This is a genomic window from Rhodococcus sp. 24CO (assembly GCF_050586165.1).
Classification (GTDB): domain Bacteria; phylum Actinomycetota; class Actinomycetes; order Mycobacteriales; family Mycobacteriaceae; genus Rhodococcus_F.
Genome location: NZ_JAZFNF010000014.1, coordinates 16,548 through 39,684 on the forward strand (window position 1 = coordinate 16,548; position 23,137 = coordinate 39,684).

At 59.9% G+C, this 23,137-nt stretch carries 20 protein-coding genes; 13 read left to right on the forward strand and 7 right to left on the reverse strand.

The genetic code is table 11. From position 1 onward, the window contains the following. Window positions 1-71 precede the first annotated feature (71 nt). From V2B23_RS27465 to V2B23_RS27520, 12 genes are all read left to right on the forward strand, one after another. On the forward strand, window positions 72-839 hold the full coding sequence (locus tag V2B23_RS27465) for an ABC transporter permease (protein ID WP_205907148.1): 768 nt from the start codon (window positions 72-74) through the stop codon (window positions 837-839). After that, a complete protein-coding gene (locus V2B23_RS27470; RefSeq protein ID WP_205907147.1) occupies window positions 836-1,657 on the forward strand; it encodes an ABC transporter permease in 822 nt (273 codons plus the stop codon). The genes V2B23_RS27465 and V2B23_RS27470 overlap by 4 nt, the downstream gene beginning before the upstream one ends. Before the next feature lie 10 nt (window positions 1,658-1,667). After that, window positions 1,668-2,462 carry an ABC transporter ATP-binding protein gene (locus tag V2B23_RS27475; RefSeq protein ID WP_205907146.1) on the forward strand — a complete coding sequence of 265 codons (795 nt, stop codon included), beginning with the start codon at window positions 1,668-1,670 and terminating at the stop codon, window positions 2,460-2,462. Window positions 2,463-2,546: 84 nt separating this feature from the next. Then, window positions 2,547-3,506, forward strand: coding sequence for an ABC transporter substrate-binding protein (locus V2B23_RS27480; protein WP_430953171.1), 960 nt, complete (start codon window positions 2,547-2,549; stop codon window positions 3,504-3,506). A gap of 100 nt (window positions 3,507-3,606) precedes the next feature. After that, on the forward strand, window positions 3,607-4,695 hold the full coding sequence (locus tag V2B23_RS27485; protein WP_430953172.1) for a thiolase family protein: 1,089 nt from the start codon (window positions 3,607-3,609) through the stop codon (window positions 4,693-4,695). Then, window positions 4,692-5,015 (forward strand): hypothetical protein, encoded by a 324-nt coding sequence (locus tag V2B23_RS27490; RefSeq protein ID WP_430953173.1) that lies wholly within the window; start codon window positions 4,692-4,694, stop codon window positions 5,013-5,015. Before V2B23_RS27485 ends, V2B23_RS27490 begins: the two co-directional genes overlap by 4 nt. After that, window positions 5,012-6,619 carry an ATP-dependent acyl-CoA ligase gene (locus V2B23_RS27495; protein ID WP_430953174.1) on the forward strand — a complete coding sequence of 536 codons (1,608 nt, stop codon included), beginning with the start codon at window positions 5,012-5,014 and terminating at the stop codon, window positions 6,617-6,619. The genes V2B23_RS27490 and V2B23_RS27495 overlap by 4 nt, the downstream gene beginning before the upstream one ends. Before the next feature lie 107 nt (window positions 6,620-6,726). Next, on the forward strand, window positions 6,727-8,130 hold the full coding sequence (locus tag V2B23_RS27500) for an aldehyde dehydrogenase family protein (protein ID WP_430953212.1): 1,404 nt from the start codon (window positions 6,727-6,729) through the stop codon (window positions 8,128-8,130). Window positions 8,131-8,206: 76 nt separating this feature from the next. Continuing rightward, entirely contained in the window at window positions 8,207-9,013 is an 807-nt protein-coding gene (locus V2B23_RS27505; RefSeq protein WP_430953175.1) for an aspartate/glutamate racemase family protein, read from the forward strand. A 1-nt stretch (window position 9,014) separates the two neighbouring features. Then, window positions 9,015-9,431, forward strand: a complete 417-nt coding sequence (locus tag V2B23_RS27510; protein ID WP_020909792.1) for an organic hydroperoxide resistance protein — start codon at window positions 9,015-9,017, stop codon at window positions 9,429-9,431. A 149-nt stretch (window positions 9,432-9,580) separates the two neighbouring features. Then, complete coding sequence (locus V2B23_RS27515; protein WP_430953176.1) at window positions 9,581-10,549, forward strand: quinone oxidoreductase family protein; 969 nt, start codon at window positions 9,581-9,583, stop codon at window positions 10,547-10,549. Window positions 10,550-10,633: 84 nt separating this feature from the next. Next, window positions 10,634-11,623: a LysR substrate-binding domain-containing protein gene (locus V2B23_RS27520; protein ID WP_430953177.1), complete on the forward strand. Its 990-nt coding sequence runs from the start codon at window positions 10,634-10,636 to the stop codon at window positions 11,621-11,623. Here V2B23_RS27520 and V2B23_RS27525 read toward each other — a convergent pair. The 7 genes from V2B23_RS27525 to mobF all read right to left on the reverse strand — a co-directional run bounded on the left by V2B23_RS27525 (window position 11,620) and on the right by mobF (window position 22,172). Beyond that, window positions 11,620-12,618 (reverse strand): amidohydrolase family protein, encoded by a 999-nt coding sequence (locus V2B23_RS27525; protein ID WP_430953178.1) that lies wholly within the window; start codon window positions 12,616-12,618, stop codon window positions 11,620-11,622. The genes V2B23_RS27520 and V2B23_RS27525 overlap by 4 nt on opposite strands. Window positions 12,619-12,621: 3 nt before the next feature. Next, window positions 12,622-13,143 carry a 3-hydroxyanthranilate 3,4-dioxygenase gene (locus V2B23_RS27530; protein ID WP_430950166.1) on the reverse strand — a complete coding sequence of 174 codons (522 nt, stop codon included), beginning with the start codon at window positions 13,141-13,143 and terminating at the stop codon, window positions 12,622-12,624. Continuing rightward, on the reverse strand, window positions 13,140-13,592 hold the full coding sequence (locus tag V2B23_RS27535; RefSeq protein ID WP_430953179.1) for a RidA family protein: 453 nt from the start codon (window positions 13,590-13,592) through the stop codon (window positions 13,140-13,142). Before V2B23_RS27535 ends, V2B23_RS27530 begins: the two co-directional genes overlap by 4 nt. Beyond that, window positions 13,589-14,362, reverse strand: coding sequence for a 2-keto-4-pentenoate hydratase (locus V2B23_RS27540; RefSeq protein ID WP_430953180.1), 774 nt, complete (start codon window positions 14,360-14,362; stop codon window positions 13,589-13,591). The genes V2B23_RS27535 and V2B23_RS27540 overlap by 4 nt, the downstream gene beginning before the upstream one ends. 43 nt (window positions 14,363-14,405) lie before the next feature. After that, window positions 14,406-15,881 (reverse strand): 2-hydroxymuconic semialdehyde dehydrogenase, encoded by a 1,476-nt coding sequence (locus V2B23_RS27545; RefSeq protein WP_430953181.1) that lies wholly within the window; start codon window positions 15,879-15,881, stop codon window positions 14,406-14,408. Window positions 15,882-16,271: 390 nt separating this feature from the next. After that, on the reverse strand, window positions 16,272-17,822 hold the full coding sequence (locus tag V2B23_RS27550) for a hypothetical protein (RefSeq protein WP_430953182.1): 1,551 nt from the start codon (window positions 17,820-17,822) through the stop codon (window positions 16,272-16,274). A gap of 63 nt (window positions 17,823-17,885) precedes the next feature. Continuing rightward, complete coding sequence (gene mobF / locus V2B23_RS27555) at window positions 17,886-22,172, reverse strand: MobF family relaxase (RefSeq protein ID WP_430953183.1); 4,287 nt, start codon at window positions 22,170-22,172, stop codon at window positions 17,886-17,888. A gap of 288 nt (window positions 22,173-22,460) precedes the next feature. Between mobF and V2B23_RS27560 the strand changes: the two genes are divergently transcribed. Then, window positions 22,461-23,057: a hypothetical protein gene (locus V2B23_RS27560; protein ID WP_430953184.1), complete on the forward strand. Its 597-nt coding sequence runs from the start codon at window positions 22,461-22,463 to the stop codon at window positions 23,055-23,057. Window positions 23,058-23,137 lie beyond the last annotated feature (80 nt).

A 23,137-nucleotide genomic window follows, 5' to 3' on the forward strand; every position in this document is an offset into this window, starting at 1 on the left:
GCACCGCAGAAATGCTCCCGGTCCAGCGGGAACCTGTACGGGCGAGAGCACGCGTACGCACCAATCGAACCATGAATCTGCCGGCCCTTTACTGGGGAGCATTCGGCGTCATCGGGTTCCTGGCGACGTGGGAGGTCATTTCGCGGTTTCATTTGTTGCCACGCGATGCGCTTCCCCCCGCCAGTACCACGCTAATTCGTGCTTCCCGACTTTTGACCGATCCGACGTTCCTGGCTCAAATCGGAAACACCCTCTGGGCAGCATTCGTCGGCTATGCGATCGCTCTCGTGATCGCCGTTCCTGCGGGTTTGTTGTTAGGGCTGTCGAATCGTCTCTATGCGCTGACTTCGACGATTGTAGAACTGATACGTCCATTGCCGCCGATCGGATTGGTTCCGCTGCTTGTTCTGGTCGCCGGTCAAGGGCTGGAAATGAAGGCCACGGTCGTTGCTTTGGGATGCGTTTTCCCGTTGCTGGTCAACACCATTCACGGTGTCCATTCGACCAATGGAGTCGCACGGGCCACGGCACGATCGTTCGGTTGGTCTCCAGCCATGGTCGCGTGGCGAGTGGTCTGGCCGTCCGCGATTCCATCGGTACTGACTGGAGTGCGTGTGACGGTGTCAATCGCACTGATCCTCTGCATCGGCGCTGAATTCATCGGCGGAAGCACCAAGGGCCTTGGCTCGTGGCTTCTTCAACAGAGCATGCTTCCGCAGGGTATCGAGTCGGTCTGTGCGGGTGTCATCGTCGCCGGCCTTCTCGGACTGCTGGTCAACGCCGTCGTCAGTGTCCTCGAAACAAATTTTGCATCGTGGGCGCGAAGGGATGAGTCATGAGTATGACATTGAGTGCAACCCAAATCTCTCGTTGGTCGAACGCCGCTCTCGGCTGGGTTGCTGCAGCGCTTCTGATTCTCGTATGGCAGATCTGGACCGCAAGTGCGCAATCAGCGTATTTCCCCACACCGCTGGAAATCTTCGGCGACGTCTATGATCGCTGGTTCTCTGCAGGTTTCAGTCACGGATTCCTCACCGATGCCTTCTACACGGACATCCTGCCCAGTGTCGGCCGATTGTTGCTCGGACTGCTGATCGCCTGGATTGTAGGAATCACACTGGGGGTCCTCCTCGGCCGAATACCGGTGGTGGCGATGATCATCGAACCGATCTTGCATTTCATGCGCGGACTTCCGGGGCCGGTCCTTCTTCCGTTGGCTCTCGTCTTGGTCGGGACAGGTTCGGCGATGCGTGTCGGCTTGATCGCATTCGGCGCGGTGTGGCCAGTTCTGTTCAACACATACAGTGCCGTTCGGCAGGTTCCGCAAGGATTCGAAGATGCCGGACGGGTTTCACGAATTTCCCGTTCCAGTATGCTTTTTCGAGTTATTCTGCCGACCGCAAGCAGCGGGATCTTTGCCGGAATCAAAGTATCCACTTCCCTGGGCATCATCTTGCTGATCGCATCCGAGCTCTACGCGGCGTCGAACGGCATCGGATTCGGATTATCCCAGGCGCAGCGTTCCTTCGAATTTCTGACTATGTGGTCATTCATCGTCGCGCTCTCACTTCTCGGTTATCTGTCCAACCTGTTGCTGGTTCGAATCGAGCACACCCTCCTGGGTTGGCACCGACTCCGCATGGCAATAGACAACTGATCGGAACACCATGACCCACGCACTGCTCGAGGTCGACAACCTCAGCCACACCTACTACACAGACCGCGGTGAACAACGCGTGCTCGATGGGCTGTCGTTCACTGTCAACGACGGCGAGTTCGTCTCGATCGTCGGGCCGTCTGGTTGCGGCAAGACCACGCTCCTTCGCACACTGTCAGGATTGCTCAAACCCACCGGCGGCTCCATCTCTCTCGGGGGTACGGAAATCGACGGTGTGCCTGCAGGATTGGCGATGGTCTTTCAGGACTACCGTGCATCGCTGTTCCCGTGGCGCCGGGTCGGGGCAAACGTCGAATTTCCGTTGTTAGGTGTCGTCGGTAAAGCCGAGCGACGACTGCGCACAGAAGAATCCCTTGCAGCTGTCGGTCTCGAGGGGATGTCCGAGCGCTATCCGTGGCAGCTCTCCGGCGGAATGCAGCAGCGCGTGGCGATCGCCCGGGCTCTGGCAATGCGCCCGAAGCTGATGCTGATGGACGAGCCGTTCGCCTCCGTCGATGCCCAGACACGTTCCGATCTCGAAGATCTACTGTTGCGCGTCCGCGATCAATATGACATGACCATCCTGTTTGTCACCCACGATGTTGACGAAAGTGTTTATCTGAGCACTCGAGTCGTCTCGTTGAGCAAGGCCCCCACCGTCAAGACGGCAGACATTCGGATTCCTTTGAAATTCCCTCGTGACCAGATTTCGACCCGCGAGGAAGAATCGTTCGTAACAACGCGCGGCGAGGTTGCCCGCCTCATTCGCCAAGCCTGTCCCGGCGGACTCACCGTCGAGGTCTAGCAGCGAGTCCTCCTCCACACCAATCGATCGACATCCCTGCCCCCAACCGGCTTCTCATGTTCCATTTTCGCACTAGGAGATCACATGAATACGCGATTCACACGATTCTGCGCCATCGGCGCAGGTCTCGCATTGGCTTTCACCGTGGCCGCGTGCGGCGGCAGTGACAGCGATGCAGCCGCACCGTCCGCCGACGGCGTCACGCGCATGACTCTGTCCATTCCTCCGGTCGGCGATTCATTGCCGGTCTACGTTGCCCTCGAGAATGGGTTCTTCGCAGACAACGGTCTCGAGATCGAGCTGGCGCCGGCAGCGAACGGTGCAACGACGATCAATGCGTTGATCTCCGGCAGTACCGATCTCGCCCTGGTCTCATATCCGTCGCTGATCAAGGCTGTCGATTCGAAACTCCCAGTTGCTATCGCCGCCATGGGTATTGACGGAACTGACGAGTACAAGGCAGGGATCTACGTCCCGGAAGGGTCCGCCGTCAAAACACCTGCCGATCTGATAGGCAAGAAGGTTGCCACTCCATCGCTCGGGTCGGTGGGTGACATCTACTTCCGTGGAGTGCTGAAAGACGAGAACTTGGATTACACGAAGGTCAACTTCGTCGAACTTCCACAGGCCAACATGGCAACGGCGCTGAAAGCCGGCGATGTCGATGCCGCATTCATCACCGAGCCCACACTCAGTTCAGCGGTCAAGACACTCGATCTCCGCGCCATCGGCTATCAGAATGGCCCGCAGGGAGTTTTTGCTACATCCACGAAAACGATCGACAGTAATCCTGACGCCATTCGCGGTTTCCGTACGGCACTGGCCCAGGCCGTAGAGGTTATCGAAGTTGATCCTCACGGTGTCGCCTCACAGATTATGCCGACATACACCGACATGGACGCGGAAACAGCCCGCAACATGAATTTGCCTCAGTTCGTCACGGAATGGAACGCGGACGATGTTCAGTCGGTCATCGATCTGATGGTCGAAGTCGGAATCATCAAGCAGTCGTTCAGCGCCGACAACCTCTTCCAGCCGCTGTGAACCTGGTTCCCTCCGAACTGAGAATCTGAGTGAAGGAAGTACATTGAGCAGTTCAGCATCCATAGTTGGGACCGGAGAGTCTCCGTATACTCGGTATCCGGTGCCCGGAACAAGTACCTCATCCATCATCGCCGATGCCGTCGCTCGAGCGCTGGCAAACGCAAACTTGAGTATCCATGACGTCGATGGGTTCGGAGTTTCCAGTTTCACACTCGGACCCGATCATGCGATCGATCTCGCATGGCGTCTCGGGATGCGACTGACCTGGCTCATGCAAGACACCAACGGGGGTGCCAGCGCCGGAGGAATGCTGCAGCATGCCGTTCGCGCCATCGAAGCAGGTGACGCATCGGTGATCGTGCTCGCAGCCGGGGATGTGATGGACAGGGACGCGTTTACCCACCTTGTAGCTCACTACAACAGTGCCACCGAAGATCATCTGGCGCCGCTCCCGATGTCCGGGCCCAATGCGCTGTTCGCGATGCAGACGACACGCCAGATGCAAGCGCTGGACCTCGAACGATCGGACTACGGCCAGATTGTAACCTCTCAACGGCGTTGGGCGAGTATGAATCCGGGAGCTGTCTACCGAAATATCCTCACTCTCGACGACTATCTTGCTGCGCCGATGGTGGCGTCCCCACTCGGACGTTACGACTGCGTTCCACCGGTGACAGGGGCAGACGCCGTCATCGTCACTGCCGACGAGCGCGGAACAAGCGGCCCACGGGCTCGCATTCTCGCTGTCACAGCTTCGTACAACACTGACGACCAGCGCGACGACGGATTGGTGACCGGACTTGCCGACGTATCGCCTCGCGCCTGGGAACTTGCCTCTGTAGAACCGGAAGACGTGGACGTCGTCAGCGTGTACGACGACTATCCGTCGATGGTCGTTGCGCAACTCGCAGACATGGGTTTCGTGAATCCTGGTCGAGACATGTCCTCATTTATCGCAGATAAGATAGCTACGCACGCCTTGCCCGTCAACACATCCGGCGGTCAACTGTCAGCCGGCCAGGCGGGGTCTGCCGGCGGAATGCACGGACTCGTCGAGGTTGCGCGTCAACTCCACGGCCAAGCGGTCGGCCGACAGGTCGACGCGAGGATCGGAGTTGTCAGCGGATACGGCATGGTGCTCTATCGCCATGGCTCGTGTGCCAACGTCGCAGTCCTGGAGGCCGTATGAGTATCACAGTTCAACGCTGCTTTCACTGCAGCGGGTACCTATTCCCCTATCGGCTGTTGTGCCCGAACTGTGGATCATCGGAGTTTGCCGACACCGAGCTCAATTCCGGGACAGTCGAAGTGGTTACCCACACCGCCGACGGCATCACCATTGCCACCGTCGCATGCGAGAAGGATCTCCGAATCATCGCCCGCCTTCATCCCACAGATGTCGCAGTCGGGGACGTGGTCGCTCTCACCGACGACAGCACCGACAACACCGGCCCGATCGCTTTCGTTCCCGCTCCCGATCGCGGCTCACCAGGAAAGGATGACCAGTGAACAGCGCTCGACGTTTTCCCGATGATGTCTCTCCGACCGAAATGACCCTGCCTGGGATGCTTCGGTTGCGTGCGCAAATGACACCGGACGCACCGTTACTCTCGTGCGGCGAAACACATCGCACCGCCGAAGAGATGCAGAACGCTGTGTCGAGCGTCGGACATATGCTCTCCGTCAACGGCATACAACGGGGTGATCGGGTTGCCGTGATGTCGAACAATCGGACGGAGCTGCTGGACTTCATACTTGGTTGCGGATGGATAGGCGCGATAGCGGTGCCGATCAATACTGCGGCCCGTGGCGCGCAACTTCATCAGATTCTCGGTAACTCTCAATCGAGCCTACTGATCATCGAATCCACTCTCCTTGAACATGTTCAGGCAATTCCGCCTTTGGATGACCTCACGGATGTCTGGCTCATCGATGCGGACAGCGAGCGAACAGACCTTCCGTGGCGGACGATACCTATGCCCGAGCCCGTACTGACAGAACGCGCGACGCCGGTAGAAATAGCTCCCGGCGAGCCTGCGGTCATTCTGTATACGTCGGGCACCACCGGGGTATCCAAGGGCGTGGTGTGTCCCCACGGACAGTTCTACTGGTGGGGCCGAAATGTGACCGAACAGCTGGAAATCAGCGCTGACGACGTCCTTTATACGTGCCTCCCACTTTTTCACACCAACGCACTCAACGCGTTCAGTCAGGCACTGGTTGCCGGAGCGTCTTACGTCGTGGGGCCGCGATTCTCGGCATCACGGTTCTGGGACGACGTCGCGCGCAGCGGAGCCACCTTCACCTATCTGTTGGGTGCGATGGTCAGCATCCTCGACAGCAAACCCGCAGGTCCGTCCGATCGCGCCCACCGCGTACGTGCAGCACTCTCGCCCGCGACTCCCGCACGATTGGTCGATCCGTTCCGTGAACGTTTCGGTGTCACGCTCATCGACGGTTACGGGTCCACGGAAACCAACTCGATCATGGCTGCAACCCGACAGGAACAACGTCCCGGGTATATGGGCCGGATCCAGCCCGGGTTTATTGCCAGAGTCGTCGACGAACACGGAATTGACGTCGAGCCAGGCGAACCCGGCGAGTTGTTGCTGCGCAGTGAACAACCCTTCGCATTCGCCTCGGGTTATTTCAGAATGCCGGAAGCCACTGTGCAAGCGTGGAACGACCTGTGGTTCCACACAGGAGATCGAGTGGCAATCGACTACGACGGCTGGGTGCGTTTCGTAGACCGGATCAAGGATGTGATTCGTCGCCGCGGAGAGAACATTTCCTCCGTCGAGGTGGAGCAGACCCTACGGTTGCATCCAGATATCGACGATGCAGCAGTATTCGCCGTCGAATCGGAGCTGGGCGAAGACGAAGTAATGGCGGCTGTAGTCGTCAAACCCGGTACCGCGCTGGATTTCGATGAAGTCGCTACGTTCTGCAAACCGCGGTTAGCCTACTTTGCAATTCCCAGATTCATTTCTGTCCACCACTCCCTCCCGATGACTGCCAACGGCAAGGTCAGCAAGACCTCTCTGCGTGAGTTCGGTGCCACGGCGGCCGACTGGGACCGCGAAGCCGCCTCTCGTACCGCACACGCAACCTGATCTCTCGTTGAACTCATATCCAGGTTCGGGAACACAGAATTTCAAACTCGACATCTGCAGGGGATAACCACGTGCGCGAGTACAAGAACTACATCAACGGTAAGTTCGTGGACGGCAAGGGCGCATTCGCTGCCATTGATCCAGCCACCGGGCGTCCTGTCGCCTGGGTTCACGAGGCGGATGCGATGGTCGTTGACCTGGCTGTCGACTCTGCGCGCGAGTCCCTCAACGCGAGTTGGCACACGATGCCTATCGACGATCGATGCGCCGTGATGCGAAGCGTCGCCGACGAGATCGAATGCCGTTCGGACGACCTCGTCGACGCCGAAGTCGCAGACACCGGCCAGCCCGAGACGCGAATCAGGGATTTCGACATCGTCACGGCCGCAAACCATTTCCGGGACTGCGCGGATGCACTTTTATCCGAGCGTGCTACATCGTCGATCTCTGGCGGCGTGGATCGAATTCATGCTCCGAACTATTCTGTCCGCAGACCGCTCGGCGTAATCGGCATGGACATCCCCTGGAGCTTGCCTTTGCTGTCGCTGGTTTGGAGGCTTGCACCGGCACTCGCGGCAGGAAATGCGGTGGTTGCAAAGCCCTCCGAGGAAACGCCGGGAACAGCCACGGTCATGGCCGAGATAGTCGAATCTGCCGGCGTTCCGCCGGGTGTCTTCAATGTCGTCCATGGCTTCGGGCTGGGTTCGGCGGCCGAACTTCTCAGTGCCCATCCGAAACTTGACGGAACACTGTTCTCCGCTGGTACCAGCAAAAAGACGAATAATCGCTCAGACCGATTTTCTTCTGGGGCGGGAGGCGACAACCCTGCCATCGTGTTTTCCGACGTCGATCTCGAAAGCACAGCCGAGAGAATCGCTCGATCCGTCTTCTTCAACACCGGCCAACTCGATCTCTGCATCGGAACAGTTTTCGTCGAACGGCCAATTTACGATGAGATGTGCGAATTGCTCGTTGCTCGGGCACACCAACTCACGCCGGGGTCACCTACATCGACCAACTCCGACTTCGGTCCAGCTATTTCCCGTGCGCACCAAGACAGGGTTCTGCAAAATTATGTGCGGGCAGAACGCAGCGGCGCCATCCGACTGACAAGCAGGAAAGGCACCGCAGTCCCGCGAGAATTTTCCGACGGGTTTTGGCTCGAACCGACCCTGTGGGCATTACCGAAAGAATCAGTCCAGACTATGCGGGAACCGATCCTTGGGCCCTCTGCGACGATCCTTCCCTTCGACAGCGATGACGAAGTGATCGAACGCGCCAACCGTACAGGCGGTGGCCTTGCAGCAACCGTGTGGACCGCAGATTTGACACGCGGGCATCGCATCGCAGAGCAGATGGATACAGAGATCGCGTGGCTCAATTCTTGGTTCGATCATCCTCGATCCAGTAGTCAACAAATCAGGATGCAGGGTCCCCGCCAAGTGACCTGGCGGCAGGCACTCGATATCTACACTGAGACGACGAACATTGTTGCTGCAAAACATAATTGACACAGCGAGCAATCCAAGGAAACCAAAAGACGTTCGACATAGCCGCCCTCGCCGTCGACATGAAAGTGAACAATCGATGCAATCAAACGAAAATCCACCTGCTGCGCGGATCCTTTATCAAAGCTTCACCGATCCCGCACTGCACCAGCCATACCTGCGCCGTCTCGCGAGTTATCTGGATGATATTTCCTCACCTGGAATAACTTTCGAGGTACGCGGAATCAGTCCGGCCGATACCCAACTCGGCCGGCTGAGCGAGTTACGTTGCGGTGTGCAGTCTGTCGTAGGAATCATCGAGGCTGAGCGTGAAGGATTCGATGCCGTCCTGGTCGGCCATTTCCAAGATGCATGCCTATTCGAAGCCCGAACAGCCGTTGATATCCCGGTCGTCGGGCACGGCGAGGCAAGCATGCACCAGGCTTGCATGCTTGGCGGGCGAGTCGGAATAGTCTCCATCGACCCGGTCTATCTGCCGTGGCACGATGAACAGATCCGTCGATATGGTCTCGAAAGTCGTGTCGTCGATGTTCGTTACATGCGGATAACGCCGGACCAGGCCGTAGCCGCTTATGACGACCCGGCCGCCTATCGTGAAATTCGAGCAATGTTCGTAGACGCCGCTGAATCCATGATCCGCGACAGTCGCGTTGACGTTGTCATGTCGGCTGGTGGACTGTTCGCACTACTCAGCGTTGGCGATGTCGATCTGCACGTAGAGGGCGCACTGATCGCCAATCCAACCTTTCTCGCTGTAAAACAAGTTGAAGCTGCACTCAGCATCGCCAAAGTCACCGGCACGCCTGTTTCGCGAGGCGGAACCTACGCGCGCGCATCGCAACAAGCTGTAAACGAACTCCTCGCACTAGTCGGAAAAGAGAGCTGATATGACCGAACTCAAGTACACCGCAGAGGCCACCGCCGATGGAAACGGCCGCAACGGCCATGTCAGTTCGGATGACGGACTGATCGACCTGAATCTAGGAATCCCGGTAGGCATCGGTGGGGCTGGCGGCGGTAGCAACCCTGAACAACTGTTCGCAGCCGGATATGCCGGCTGCTTCCTTTCGGCACTGTCATCAGTAGCACGCGTGCACAAGGTTCGACTGGTCGATCCCACCGTCACCAGTCGCGTGACCATCGCAGATTCGGGTGAGGGCTTCGGGTTGTCGGTGGAGTTGCTCGTCAACCTCCCCGGCGTTGACGAGGACCAAGCACGAGAAATCGCCGAAGGGGCTCACCAGAAGTGCCCCTATTCCAAAGCTGTTCGCGGAAATATCAACGTGGCGATCACAGTGCAGTAATTTGCGTTCAGATTCACACTGATTCAGCGTGTACGGAATCCAGATCGATCTCATCCGAAATCTCCGGAAATCGATCTGGATCCGGCGCACTGGATTTTGCGAAAGAACTGTCGGCGAGCGATTGCCGTTCAATCCACGTGGAAGGCATCATGCGCGCAGCGCGGCTACACCGGTTCGGAGAAAGTCCTGTAATCGAAGAGATTGCACTACCGTCTCGCGGCACAGGAGAATCACTCGTGCGGATCGAGGCGGCTGCCGTCAGCCACCTCGACGTGACAATCGCCAGTGGGACATTCGCTGTAATACCCACACTGCCGCACATCGGGGGCACAGATGGCGTGGGCGAGGTGCTCGAGTCGGACGAATTCGCAATGGGAACAAAAGTTCTCATACGGGGAGGCGGAATCGGATTGAAACGAGACGGTTGCTGGGCGGAGTATGCCGTCGTGGGCGACTCAGCTCTGACAGCGGTCGACGACCGGCTAGAACCCTCTGTAGCTGCAACTTTCTTGGTACCATGCACGACGGGATATGTTGCTGTCAACGACATCACAGCGATCGCGCCCGGAGAACGGGTTCTCGTTTCGGGCGCAGCAGGGGCGGTCGGATCGATCGCATCCCAATTCGCGATGAGAGCCGGTGCAGCCAACGTCACTGGGATTGTCTCGACGGGCTCGAAGGCCCAGCGATTGCCAGCTGGAGTCCAGCCGATCGTGGGATCGGCCGAGGCAGTTACATCGCAATTGAACTCACTACGTAAATTCGATGTGCTGATCGACACTGTCGGGGGACCCAATCTCCCCAGTCTCCTCGAACGAGTTACGCCGGGCGGACGAGCGGCACTGGTGGGGTACACCCACGGCTCAAACGTCACCCTGCATCTACCGAATTTCTTGATGTCAGACGTAAAGATCCTTCCGGTCAACATGATCCGGCGTGCCAAGGAACAAGCAGCACTCGCTCCATTGATGAGCGAAATGATAATAGCGGGAGAACTTGTCAGTCCCGTTCAAGAGTTTCCGCTGACCGAAATCTCGGAAGCACTCGAAGCGTTGGGTAGCGGACAGCTCACCGGTCGTGCCGTACTAGTTCCAAATGCGCTCCCCACTCATCGATGAAACGGTCACATACTGATCACCCTTCATCGTCAAAGCGCTATCGAAACGCAGGTCTGACTGTTGCGGAGAAGGAAACGGATTGAAATGGACATGCCCAAGCTTCTCGATGGCCGGCTGAAGATCCGTCATCTATTGTTAGTCGATGCCCTCACCCGGCGGGGAACCGTTATCGGAGCAGCCGCCGAACTGCACATCAGTCAGCCTGTCGCCACACGCAGCTTGCACGATATCGAGAGAATTCTCGGGGTCACGCTATTCGAACGAGGCCCACGCGGAGTCACCCCCACTGTCTTCGGGACGGCCTTCGCAACCCACTCACGGGGGATAATCGCCCAATTGACCGAGACTGGTCGGCACCTAGTCGAATTGGCAGATGCCGATCGTGGAACTGTTGTAGTGGGCAGTCATCTGGCCGGTTCGAGCATGCTACTACCCGGTGCGATCGCGCACCTGAAAGCACACCACCCACTTCTGATGGTCGTCGTGCGTGAGGGCACACCCGAACAACTCCTCACGGATCTCGAAGCAGGAGCGATTGACATTATCGTCGGCCGATTGACCGCGCCGACCGACCATACGTTCATACGCGAAACGCTCTATACCGAATCCGTCCAACTTATTGCCCGCGCCAATCATCCGCTTGCCGCGGGCGAAAATGTACATCTCAGCGATACTGTCGACTACCCGTGGATACTGCCGAGTATCGAGACCGCCCTACGTACAGAACTCGAGGAATTCTTCGCAGACAACAAGCTGGCCCTACCCGAGAATCGGGTAGAGACCACCTCGTACCTCACCATTCGCCAATTGGTAATCGAGACCGACATGATCGCTGTGCTGCCGGACCTTCTCGCACGCGATGATGCACGATTGACGTCCCTCCCGATTTCACTCGGAAGGATCGGCCACAACGTTGGAACGACTCGAACCTCATCGCGAATCGCGACTCCGACGGCCCAAGCCTTCATCGCTTCTCTGACCGCGGTCGCGCATGAGATGACACTGCGACGCTGCAATGATCGTGGGAGCGCAAATCCGGTCGATCATCTCAGCGTGCCAGCAACGTACCGCTAGTTCACCAATCCGAGGAAGCGTTCGGCGTTGCCTCGCGAGATCAGTTGGCGCGCAGTTTCGTCCAGAAACTCGCTCTTGCGCACTACCTCGCCTACCGGTCGCTCGCCGAGGGGATACGGATAATCACTTCCCACCATCACCCGGTCTACGCCCACCGTGTCGACCAGTAGTCGCAGTGCGCGCTCGTCGAAGACGACGGAATCCACGTAGAACCTACCCAGATAGTGTGACGGCGGGAATTCCGATGTACCGATGATGTCGTTGCGGCCGTGCCAAGCGTTTTCCATCCGGCCGAGCCAGAACGCGAAAGAGCCACCGCCGTGGGCAAATCCGATTTTGAGTCGATCGTCGATCTTGTCGAAGACGCCGCCGAGGATCAGTGCGAGTATCGACAGATGTGTTTCCGCAGGCATGGCGGTGAGCCACTGCGCCATCCACCGATCCAGGCGCGGTGAGGACGCCATGTCCCACGGGTGCACGAATACCGGAACATCCAGTGACGCGCAGTGCTGCAGGAATGTCACGACGCCTTCGCTGTCGAGATCGAGATCGCCGACGTGATTGCCGATCTCAACGCCCCGGTGCCCGTTGGCGATGCATCGTTCGAGTTCACGGCACGCGGCATCGGTGTCCTGCAACGGAACCTGGCAGAACGGGATGAGGCGATCTTTTGCCGGTTCGACGATCTCGAGCGCGAGGTCGTTGAAGATTCGCGAGATACGACTGGCCTGCTCGCCGCTTCGGCCGTAGTTGAAGAATGCCGGAGTCGGAGAGACTACCTGCGTGTGAATACCGTCGGCATCCATGTCTCGTAGGCGCACCTCGGCGTCCCAGGCGTCGGACTGGATCCGTCGGAACTCCTTGGTGCCCATCATGATCATGGCTTCGGTTTCCGACTCCACTTTCAGCCACGGCGCGTCCGGGCCGGCGTCGGGGGTGAGATCAGGCCACCCGTTGGGCACGTAGTGGGTGTGAATGTCGATCATGTTGCTCATCGCTCAGCCCTTGCCGGGATGGAGCGTGCCACAATTGTCACACGTGCGGGCGTCTTCACTCTCGTAGAAGGTGACGAAGACGGGCGGAAGGTCGGCCACGATGTCGCGTACCTGAAGTTCGACTTCGTAAATCTTGTGGTTGCACGCGAGGCAGTACCACTGGAAGTGCTCCAATGTTCCTTCCTGCCGCACCCTTTCGATCACCAGGCCGATTGATCCTGCGGTGGGACGCTGCGGTGAATGCGGCAGATTCCCCGGTAGCAGCCAGCTTTCACCCTCACGGATGTCGACCCGCACCGGTCCGTCTTCGGTCATGACGTTGACGTGAATGTCGCCCTCGACCTGGTAGAACCACTCCTCGTACGGGTCGAGGTGGTAATCGGTCCGCTGGTTCGGTCCGCCGACAACCTGCACGATGAAGTCGTCTCCGAGTGCCATCGTCTGGTTGTTGACGGGCGGCTGCAGAAGGTGGCGGTTGTCGTCGATCCATTTCTTGAAGTCGATGACGGGAGGAATGGTGGTCATGATGCGTTCTCCGTGTTCTCGATTGACAGCCGTCTGGAGGCAGGCACGTAGGCCACACCGGATATCTCGATGAGCAAGTGCGGGTGCGGCAATTGGTGAACTGCCACTGTGGTTCTCGTCGGGCCGTTTTCATCGAATAGTTCGGCGTAGACCTCGTTGTATCCGCCGAAGTCGTTCATCGACACCAGGTATGACGTGACCTGAACCAGATCACGCAGTTCACCACCCACCTCGGCGAGGATCGCCGCGATGTTCTCGATGACTGCGCGTGTCTGCGCCCGAATGTCGAGCGCCGTGGTGCCCATCTCGTCGACCTCGACGCCCACAAACGTGTTGTCGGGCCGGCGTGAACTGGTGCCGGAGACGTAGACGAAGTCGCCGACCACCTTGACGTGCGGGAACTTTCCGCGAGGCTTTGCCAGCTTCTCGATGACCTGCGCCCCACTCATCGCCGCACACCATTCACCGAGACGGTACCCAGTCCGTCGATGCTGCACTGTGCGACTCCCTCGTCGAGTCGCACGGCAGCAGTCGCCGCGCCGGCCAGAATCACGTAGCCGGCCCGGAGCGGAATGTGCCGACGGCGGGCGATATCCACCAAGGCGTGCAACGCGTGCACGGGATCTCCGAGGATTGCTGCCGTGGAACCGGTAACCGTTTCGCCGCCTACCTCCATGCGCACCACCAAGTTCGCGGCACTGCGCATCGGCTGCCACGGGCCGATGACATATCCGGCGGCACTGGTGTTGTCGGCGACAACGTCGGTGTAGGTGAAGCGGAAGTCGCGGTAGCGCGAATCGATGATCTCCATCGCCGGAGCAACCGAGTCGACGCAGGATTCTATGTCCATGCTCGGGTCGTCGAGATCGACGTCCTTCGACAGTCGGTACGCAACTTCGGGTTCGATCTTGGGGTGGATGAACGCCGACAGGTCCAGATCGCCGCCGTCCGTCACCACCATCGCGTCGGTCAACTGCCCGACGATCACCTCGGAGACACCCATCTGCGCCATCTTCGCTTGGCTGGTGAAGCCGAGCTTGATGCCCACCACCGATTCGCCACGGGCAGTGCGTCGTTCGATGACTTCGTTCTGAATCCGGTAGGCGTCGTCGATGTCGATGGTGTGATCGTCGGCGAGACTCGGGGTGTCGGTGCGACTCTGCGCAGCGTCGTCGAGGCGACGCGCGAGCGCGGATACGGTGTCTTCTGGGGCTGTCATCACGCCTCGCTCATTTCTCTGGAACTTCCTGCGGTTTCGATGTTCACAGTTGCACACACACATTTGTCGGTTCGGTGTAGAAGTGCAGCGAGGACTCGCCACCCTCACGTCCGATGCCGGACAGGCCCATACCGCCGAAGGGGGATCGCAGTTCACGGGTGAACCACGTGTTGACCCAGGAGATTCCGACGTTCATCTTCTGAGCGACGCGGTGTCCGCGACGCAGGTCGTTGGTCCACACGGAGGCCGCCAAGCCGTACTCGGTGTCGTTTGCCAAGGCGATCGCTTCTGCCTCGGTATCGAACGGGATGAGTGCTGCGACGGGTCCGAAGATCTCCTCGCGCACGGCGCGATTCTTGTTGGTCAATCCCGTCCACAGCGTCGGCTCGATCCACGATCCGCCGGCCAGCTGCTGCCCGAGATCCGGAATTCCGCCACCGGTAAGCACTTTCGCGCCCTCTTGCTCGGCGATCTCGAAGTAGTCGAGAACCTTCTTCCGGTGCGCCTGTGAGATGAGCGGGCCTGTCGTCGTCGCAGTGAGCGTCGGGTCACCGAGTCGCAATCCTGCTGCCCGCTCGACAAGTCCACCGGCGATGTCGTCGAAAATGCTGCGGTGCACGTACACCCGTTCGGTGCACAGGCAGACCTGGCCGGTGTTGGTGAACACCGATTTGGTCAGACCCGTCAACGCTTCGTCGATGTCGACGTCGTCGAACACGATCGCGGCGTTCTTGCCGCCGAGCTCGAACGAGACCGGACGCACCCGCGGGGCAACGGTTTTCATCACGTGCGAGCCGGTGGCCGACGATCCGGTGAAGGTGACACCGTCGATACCGGGGTGGGTGGTGAGGAACTCGCCCGCAGAATTCGCACCGAAACCGTGCACGACGTTGTAGACGCCGGCAGGCAGGCCGACTTCTTCGAGCACCTCGGCCAGCAACGACGCCGTCGCCGGCGTCTCTTCGGAAGGCTTGACCACCACGGAATTTCCGCATGCCAGCGCGGGCGCCACCTTCCAGGTCAGGAGAAGCAGTGGCAAATTCCACGGCACGATAACCGCAACCACACCGAGCGGCTTGCGGATCGCGTAGTTCAGCGCCTGCTTGCCGCCGGCCAGATCCGTGACAAACGATTCCTGCCCCGCTGCGGCGACGATGTCGGCAAACGTACGGAAGTTCGTCAGGGCACGAGCAACGTCGAGTTCGCGCGCCTGCGTGATCGGCTTGCCCGTATCCGCCATCTCCGCGGCGACAAATTCCTCGAACCGCTCCTCGATCCGATCCGCGGCCCGTCGCAGCAGCGCCGTCCGCTCCCGGACCGGCGTATCCGCCCAACCGTTGTCCAAAGCGCGTCTGGCCGAGGTCACAGCCCGATCGACCAGGGCCCGGTCGGCCTCATGGACCTTGGCAAGAACACGGCCGGTTGCGGGGTCCACCTGATCGAAGCTCGACGACGCGTCGGGTTCGACGTAGGAGCCATCCACGTAGTTGCGGATCCATCCGTCGCATTGTGAGGTCATGGACTAACTATTGGCCCGCAACATGTTTCAAACAAATGCAAAAACTGCGATCTCGTATGCACCAATGACATAGCCTGTGTATGGGACTGGGCGTCCACGATAATTCGTTGCCTTCATCACAGATTTCAGCCTGGAAGAGAAATATCTACGACGAATCCAAACTCCTGAAGCGGATGTACGTCTCTTCACCGAATAACATTCACTCCTCGAGGTATCTGACGGAATTACGTTGTCTACCGCCGATACTCGATAGGATCAGGACAACAGTTCCCGGCAATCGCGGATCGATACTGGCGTAGCAGGATCTTCCCTTCTTAGCCGCATACGAAATGACTGACGCCGTCCCGGATCCGGGACGACGTCGATGTTGTCTATACGGCTTTTTGCTCGCTACAGCGCGTATTCGGATTCGCGTTCCGATTCACGGCGTCGTGCTGGGTCTTGCTCGAACGCGACTTCGTTTTCCTCGTCCGGAGTCTGCTCGATGTTCAGTAGCTCTTTGATCGATCGAGGTTGGCTGCCCATTGCCGCTTTCATGGCCGGGGCGATGGATGCCGCCAGTTGCGCGAGTTCCTCGGCGGCCTGCGTGAGGTTAATCGGTGAGAGGTTGGCGGCGACTTCGTCGTCGCCGGCGACCGGACCAACGGCTTGGGCAAGCCCGCCACCGACGGAGTCGAGCACGCCCTTGACGTTTTCGGTATTGGACGGTCCACCTTGTGTCGGTGTCTGCGGATCTGTTTCCGGGGTCGGCGCTTCGGGGAGAGGTCCGAGTTGGGAGTCGGACAGCTGTGCGAGCTGATCGTAGGCCGGTAGTCCTCGGGCTGCGACGTACCCCGCGGCGACGGCTGCGGCGGCGTTGAAGACCTGGCGATCGGTGGATGCATCGCGTTGGATCCGTTCTTGATCCCAAGCGTCGATCTCTTCGCGGGAGGATCCGTTCGCTTTGTGTTCGAGAGCTGCGCTGCGGCGCTCGTGGTCGCGTATTGCGTTCAGTCGGGCGTCGTTGTCCTGGACGAGTTGGTTGAGTCGCTGTGCGTTGGTTGATTGCTCGCCTTCGAGATGGCGGGCAGCGGCGGCGGCGGCGAGAACCTGGATTCGGGTCTGGTCGATCGGTGCGCTCTTGAAGTGTCCGAGCACTTCTTTGATGGGTTTGGCGGCTGTGACCTTCTGTCCGCTGTTGCGGCGTTCCGCGGTTTGGGTCAGCCACGCGGCTAGATCGTGGACGCGTTGATCCGGCTTCGGCGCGGTGAGCTCGGACCTGCGCTTGGACTGATTCTTCGCTGGTGCCGCAGCAGCCGCGAGTGGATCGATGCGGACTCCGTCATCGACCGCGACAGTGTTCAAGCGATCTTTGGCGACCGTGGGAGCCTGTTCTCCGACAGGTTCAGCACCACTCTCGGCAGGCTCACGTGGTGCGTCGGTATAGGCACCAGAGGCGCGTGCATGTGACCTGTCTGCCCCGCTTTCTGAAGAATCGTCGGCTACATCGAAGTCACGATTGACACGATTGTCGACCGCGGGTGGCAGATCCCTCACGACTGCCTGTGAGCGTGCCGAGCCCAAGTCGAGGTCGCTTGAGTTTTTGCCTACCTCGGCGAGATACCTGGAGGAATGGACATAGACCACGGCATCGTGGGCGTCCTCGAAGCTGACCTCCATGCCTCGTTCTTTTGCGACGTGCTGAACTCGGTTGGCTAGCGAAGCGGACTCGTCGCGCACCGTTCCCTGGACGAGCCGAGAACGCATCGAATCGACGCTCGGTTGCAAGATCCATGGGGCGTCAACGAGTTCAAGCTCGGAAACCACGTCACTGACCTTGTTGGAGGCGGCCCGAATCAAGCCGTCGGCGGCGCGGGCCGCAAATGCGCGATCGGGGTCCACCTCTGGGGTTTCGGCGGCTGCCAGACCACGGAATCGGTCCTTGAATTTGCCTTCGGCCATGATGCTCTCCTCCTCGTTCCCCCCTCGCTGGTGGTTGCGAGGATTCGGTGTTCGGGTCCGGTCTTACAGTTCCGGCCCGTGGTCGTGCTCGTGGTCGTGGTCGTGGTCGATCGTGGGTGGTGAAGCTTGTTCTGGTCGGAGGTCGTTGTCCGCAGTTCGCGGGTTTTGACCGGTCGGTCGTGTAGCAGGGTCGGTGGCGCGGAAAGCCTTTTCCGTCTCCATGAGACCGAGTCGTTGACGATCCGAATCGAGCGCCTTTTCCAGACGCGCGATGCGGGTGTTCAGTTGCCCGATCACGCGGTCGTCGGTCCGGGCGGCACGTTCTCGGCGTCCGTGGTTGGCGCGGTTCGCAGCTGCGGAGATTTCGATTGATCCCCAGCGTTGTTCAGCCGGCGCCGTAGCTTCGGCGTCGCGCATCGCCGCGCGTGCCTGCTCGCGCTGGTCGGCGGTGGCGGCGGGATCGCGCTGAATTCGCTCATAGGCGTCGCGGGTTCGGCGGACGTCGAGGATCTTGCGGGCGTCGGCTTCGACTTCGGCGACGACTGAGTTCACGACACCGAGTGAGGATTCGTCGGTGGCGCGGGCGAGCTCTCGTTTCGCCTGACCGAGCATCTGACGGGTATCGGAGATCCGGCGCTTAGCTGATGCGGCGGCGGCCGCGAGGTCTTCGCCGGTATACGACGCGTACACGCTTGCAGCAGCGGGCTTCGACTTGATCTGTTCGACCTGTTTCTGCACGATCTCGGCGCGAACCTCGGTGAGGTGGAGATAGGGATCGGCGACGTCGTCGGCGACGTCGTTCAGGACGCGGCAGACACCAACTTCGGTGGCAGTGGTGTGCAGCAACGCTTGCTTACGGGGGTCGTTCCCGGGGTCTCCGAGTGCGACGATCCACGGCGCACGTTCTTCGATTGCCTTCTCGACATAGGTATCGACGAAGGCGTGCATCTGCTCGATATTCGCTCGGGCGTACGCGGTGAGGATTGCGTCCTGTCCGGCGACGGCGTCGGTGAGCGCCGGCACTCGGTATCGGGCGATGTCGTCCGTCCGGCGACGCGGTAGCGCTTCGGCCTTGATAGCCGAGTCGAGCGCGGCGGCCATGATCTTGCCGGGAGCGTTGTCGTGCTCGTCGATCTGCCCGGCCTTACCGCGTTCGCGCATGACATTGGCTGCGTCGGCGAGGAGTCGGTGGGTGTCCCAACCGAAGGTTTCGGCCAGGGCGACGGTTTCGACGATGGAGTCCCAGCCGCCGAATGTGTGGACCCAGGTGAACTGTCGGTCGGGCAGGATCTGGTTCAGCAGGGCTGCGGTGTGCTCTTCGTAGAGGGCGCCGACAGCGGAGAGGTAGGACTGCTTGATCGCCTCGAAGGACTCCGCATGTGCCTGTGCTTCTTCCATCATCTGGTGGGCGGTGCGCTGTGATCCGTCGCGCTTCATGATGCCGGTGATCACGCCGAGTGCGCCCGGATGCTCGTCGGGGCGGTGTTCGAAGTCCCAGTCCGGAAGCTCGTCGGAGGCGGCGTAGGCGATGTTCTTCTGCTTGCCTCGGGTCATGGCGACGTAGAAACCTTGGCGGTCCATGCCGGAGTCGGTCAGGACGTGGCAGGCGCCGACTGTCATGCCTTGGCTTCGGTGCACGGTAGCGGCGTAGCCGAGTTGGACGTTGTCGGCGACGTAGTCCGCCGCGACGACGACGCGGCCGCCGCTGACGTTGTTCTCCAGGCGCAAAGACCCGTCGACACCGACTTCGACGATCGTCCACAGGTCGCCGTTGTTGACGCGGCCGGTGCGCTTGCCTTGCTCGTCCTTGACGACGTATTTGCTGTTGTTCTTGCGGGTGACCACGACGTCGCCGAGCGATCCTTCGAGCCCGTCGGCGAGCAGGATTCCGTCGCCGGTCACGGTGCCCTTGTCGCGGTAGTAGGCGGTGGCTTTGAGGTTCAGTTCACGCACCAGGTCGTTGGTGGGTGCGACCATCAAGGTGATCTTTTCTTCCTCGACGTCGGCGACGTAGGCGGCGAACACCTTGTCCGGAAGCTCATGCTTCATCGCTTCGCTGATGCGGTCTTCTTCCTGGTACCAGGCGAGTGCGGACTCGTCGCCGTCGCGCAGCTGCAAGCTGGCTGCTGCTTCGCCGACGGTCTTGAATCGGTGGATCTTCGACAGGAACGGTGCATCGGTGCGTTCGGCCAGATCGCGCAGAACACCGCCGGATTCGACGGATGCCAACTGCAGCGGGTCACCGAGAAGTCGGACCACGGCACCGGCCTGGGTGGCGATGCGGGTGAGGTCGGCGAGGTTACGGGCGGATGCCATTCCGGCTTCGTCGACAAGGAGCAGATCGCCCTTCTCGATGCCGGTGGCCAGGCCGTGTTGATCGCGGGTGAGGATGTCGGCAATGGTGCGGCCTTCGACGTCGATCTCGGCGCCGAGGACGTCGGCCGCTTTGGCGGATGGTCCGAGTGCGATGACTTTGCCGTTGGTTTGTTCCCAGGCTCGGGCAACGACTTTCGCGGCGGTCGTCTTGCCGGCGCCTGCTGCGCCGACAGCGACGGCGACCTTTGTCTTCGCGGTCAGGAAGTGTTCGATCATGGCGATCTGATCGTTTCCGAGGGCGAAGTCCTTGACGCCAATTTCCTTGCGGGTCAGCTTTTCGATCCGGCGGATCTGGCGGCGGATGACGCGATCCGGAACGGTGAGGTCGCTCGCGGCGTCGGCCTTGTTCCGCATGTACTTCTCGGCCGCGAGGACGGATTCGGAGGTGTATCGCATGGTCGTGCGGTCGACGGTGTGCAACCGGACCAGCCCGCCTTCGACGCGTTCGGACAGTTTGTCCGGCGCAACGTAAATCTCGGTGAAAACGGGGATGCAATGGTTTTTCACCAACGTCTCGACCGCAGCTTTCACGTAGACGTCGAGGTCCAGGTCATCGGCGAAACTGAACGCCCGTGCTTGGCGTTGCACCTCGGCGGTGAGGCTGTATACCGTCCAGGTTCCGACTTTGCGGGACAGGTCGTCTTCGACTGTGCGGATCAGTTCCGGGAGATCGGCCGGGCTGAAGGGAGGCCGCTTGTCGTGGCCGGTTTGTGCGAGGTCGACCAGCTCGGTGGGTGAGACATCAACGACGATTGCGCGTGCTCGTTCGTCCCATTCGGCGCGAAGTTCCGCCATGCTGCGTGGCGGATTTTTTGCGTTGCGCGTGTCGAGAGTTGCTTGCTGCGCCTGTGCGTACTGGACCTTCTTCGGCGGGTTCTTGCCGTGCCGCTCCAGGTACTCATTGGCGAGTTCTGCCTGCCTGTCGACGATTGCCTGACGGCGGGAAAACTCTTCGATCAACGTGATCGGGATGCCTTCGACCTCGTATACCGGTTGCTTTCCCAGCGGTGTATCGGCGCGGGGAGCGAAGGTGACACCGAGCTTGCGAGCCACCAGATCCGCGACGCGGGTGTTGTACCGCTCGGACGCTGCAACGGCCGAACGGTAGAACATGCGTCCGTCGATCGTCGTCCACTTTTCCTCCGCGTACACGCGGTTCAAGACTGCGCAGTGTGTGTGCAGATTGGGATCACCGACGCGGTTGTCCCAGTGATCAAAACGGGCCGCAAGCAGTCCTTCCGCTTTGACCACCCGTGCGCCAGCCTTGCCGCGTCGGGTGTAGGTCACCTCGTCTTCGATCCAGCCAAGTGCCTCGTCGACGGCCTGCTTGTGGGCGTCTTCGATTGCCTCTTTCACGCGGGGATCGCCGAGTCCCCACAGCAACGAAATCGACTTGGCGGGGGTGAACACCAAGTCGTACCCGGCGACGGGCTGACGCATCTTGTTGTAGCTATCGGTAATGAATTTCATTACCTCTTGTTCGCTGATCAGGTCGGACTTCGGAGCCTGAGCTTTCGTTAGATGCTTCACCGCGAGGTCGTGCTTGATCAGGTCCTTCGCGGCGGTATCCGGGTATTCGCCGTGAGCGCGCTTGTAGTCGCTGCAGCGTTCTTCGACCTCGTGCACGTACTCCTGCGACTCGGTGAACGAGCTGAAAGCCGAACCGAGCGCGGTCGATTCCGACCATTCCAAACGATCAGCCTGCGGTGCGGTGATCGACGGCATGGTGTCGAAAGCGTTCGGTTTCCGTGCGGCACCGAATGCGGAGCGCATCGCGTTTTCGGTGACTTCGTCGCCGACTGCGACTCCGGCGCGAGTCGTCGCTTTCCCGAACCAACGGCCGGGTGGTGTGCCCTTGGCGTTGTAGTAATCGATCGCATCTTTCTTTTTCGACTCGGTCGCGTCACCGGTGGCGACATGCTTCGTCAAATAGGTGTAGCCATCCCCAGCTGAGAGCTTGTGGATGGTCATCATGGTGACGATTATGCCAGGTCGCACCTCTGGTGCAAGAGGTGTGTAGAGATTTTGGCCTTGACCGAAGGTCAAGGGTGTTTTGGAATCCGTAGGATTCTGATGTTTCCGAGTCCGTAGGACTCGGTTTCTGTCGCCGGTGGCGAGTGTTAGGTATGTGGTGGTGATGAAGGGTTGAGCTCATGCGAAATTTTCGCGCTTCGACGTGAGTGCCGTCGGTTCGCATCATGTTCTTTTCCGCGCAGCGCGCCGACCCTCCCCGCGCCCGTCCGTGCCGATAGACTTCCCGTCATGGTCACCTCATCGGAAAAGTCCTCGTCAGCATCCCGTCGACTGCGCACTGTTGCCAACGTCGACGAGAACATCAAAGCCGCCCGGAAGAAGGCGCTCGATCACCAGAACATGATCGAGAAACTCGCTGAACCTCTCTACGCAGTCTCGGAGAAGTTGTCCGTTCTCGACCATGCCCAAGCCTCCGTGTCGACGGCTAGCGAACGAAAGATCAAATCGCTTACCGACGGACTGGAGAAGAAGATCGAAAAGCTGAAAGAAGACACGGCCGCCAAGATCGAGCAGATCAAAGTTGACACGAAAGCGAAGATCGAGTCGCTGCAATCGGAACAACATTCGGCCGAGAACGACCTCTCGATCGAGTACGCGGAAGCGATCGTGCAGTTCTCGCTCGGTGGCTCCCCCGCTGACTTGTCCACTGTTCTGGGGGTCTCGGTGCGGGAAGCCAAGAACTTGATCGAGACGTCCAAAGCAGACTTGGAGAAGGCCGGTATTTCGGTGACTTCGCCCCTGAGCTCACCGACAACGGCCGCACCCGATGAGGACAAAGTAGTGGCGACCAAGGCTGCCGACGACACCATGCAGCAGTCGGCCTGACCCGCATCGCACTCATACGAGAGACTGCGCGGTGACCGAAAATTCTGAGCCGGGGTTGTGGCCGGAGGAGACACCCTCCG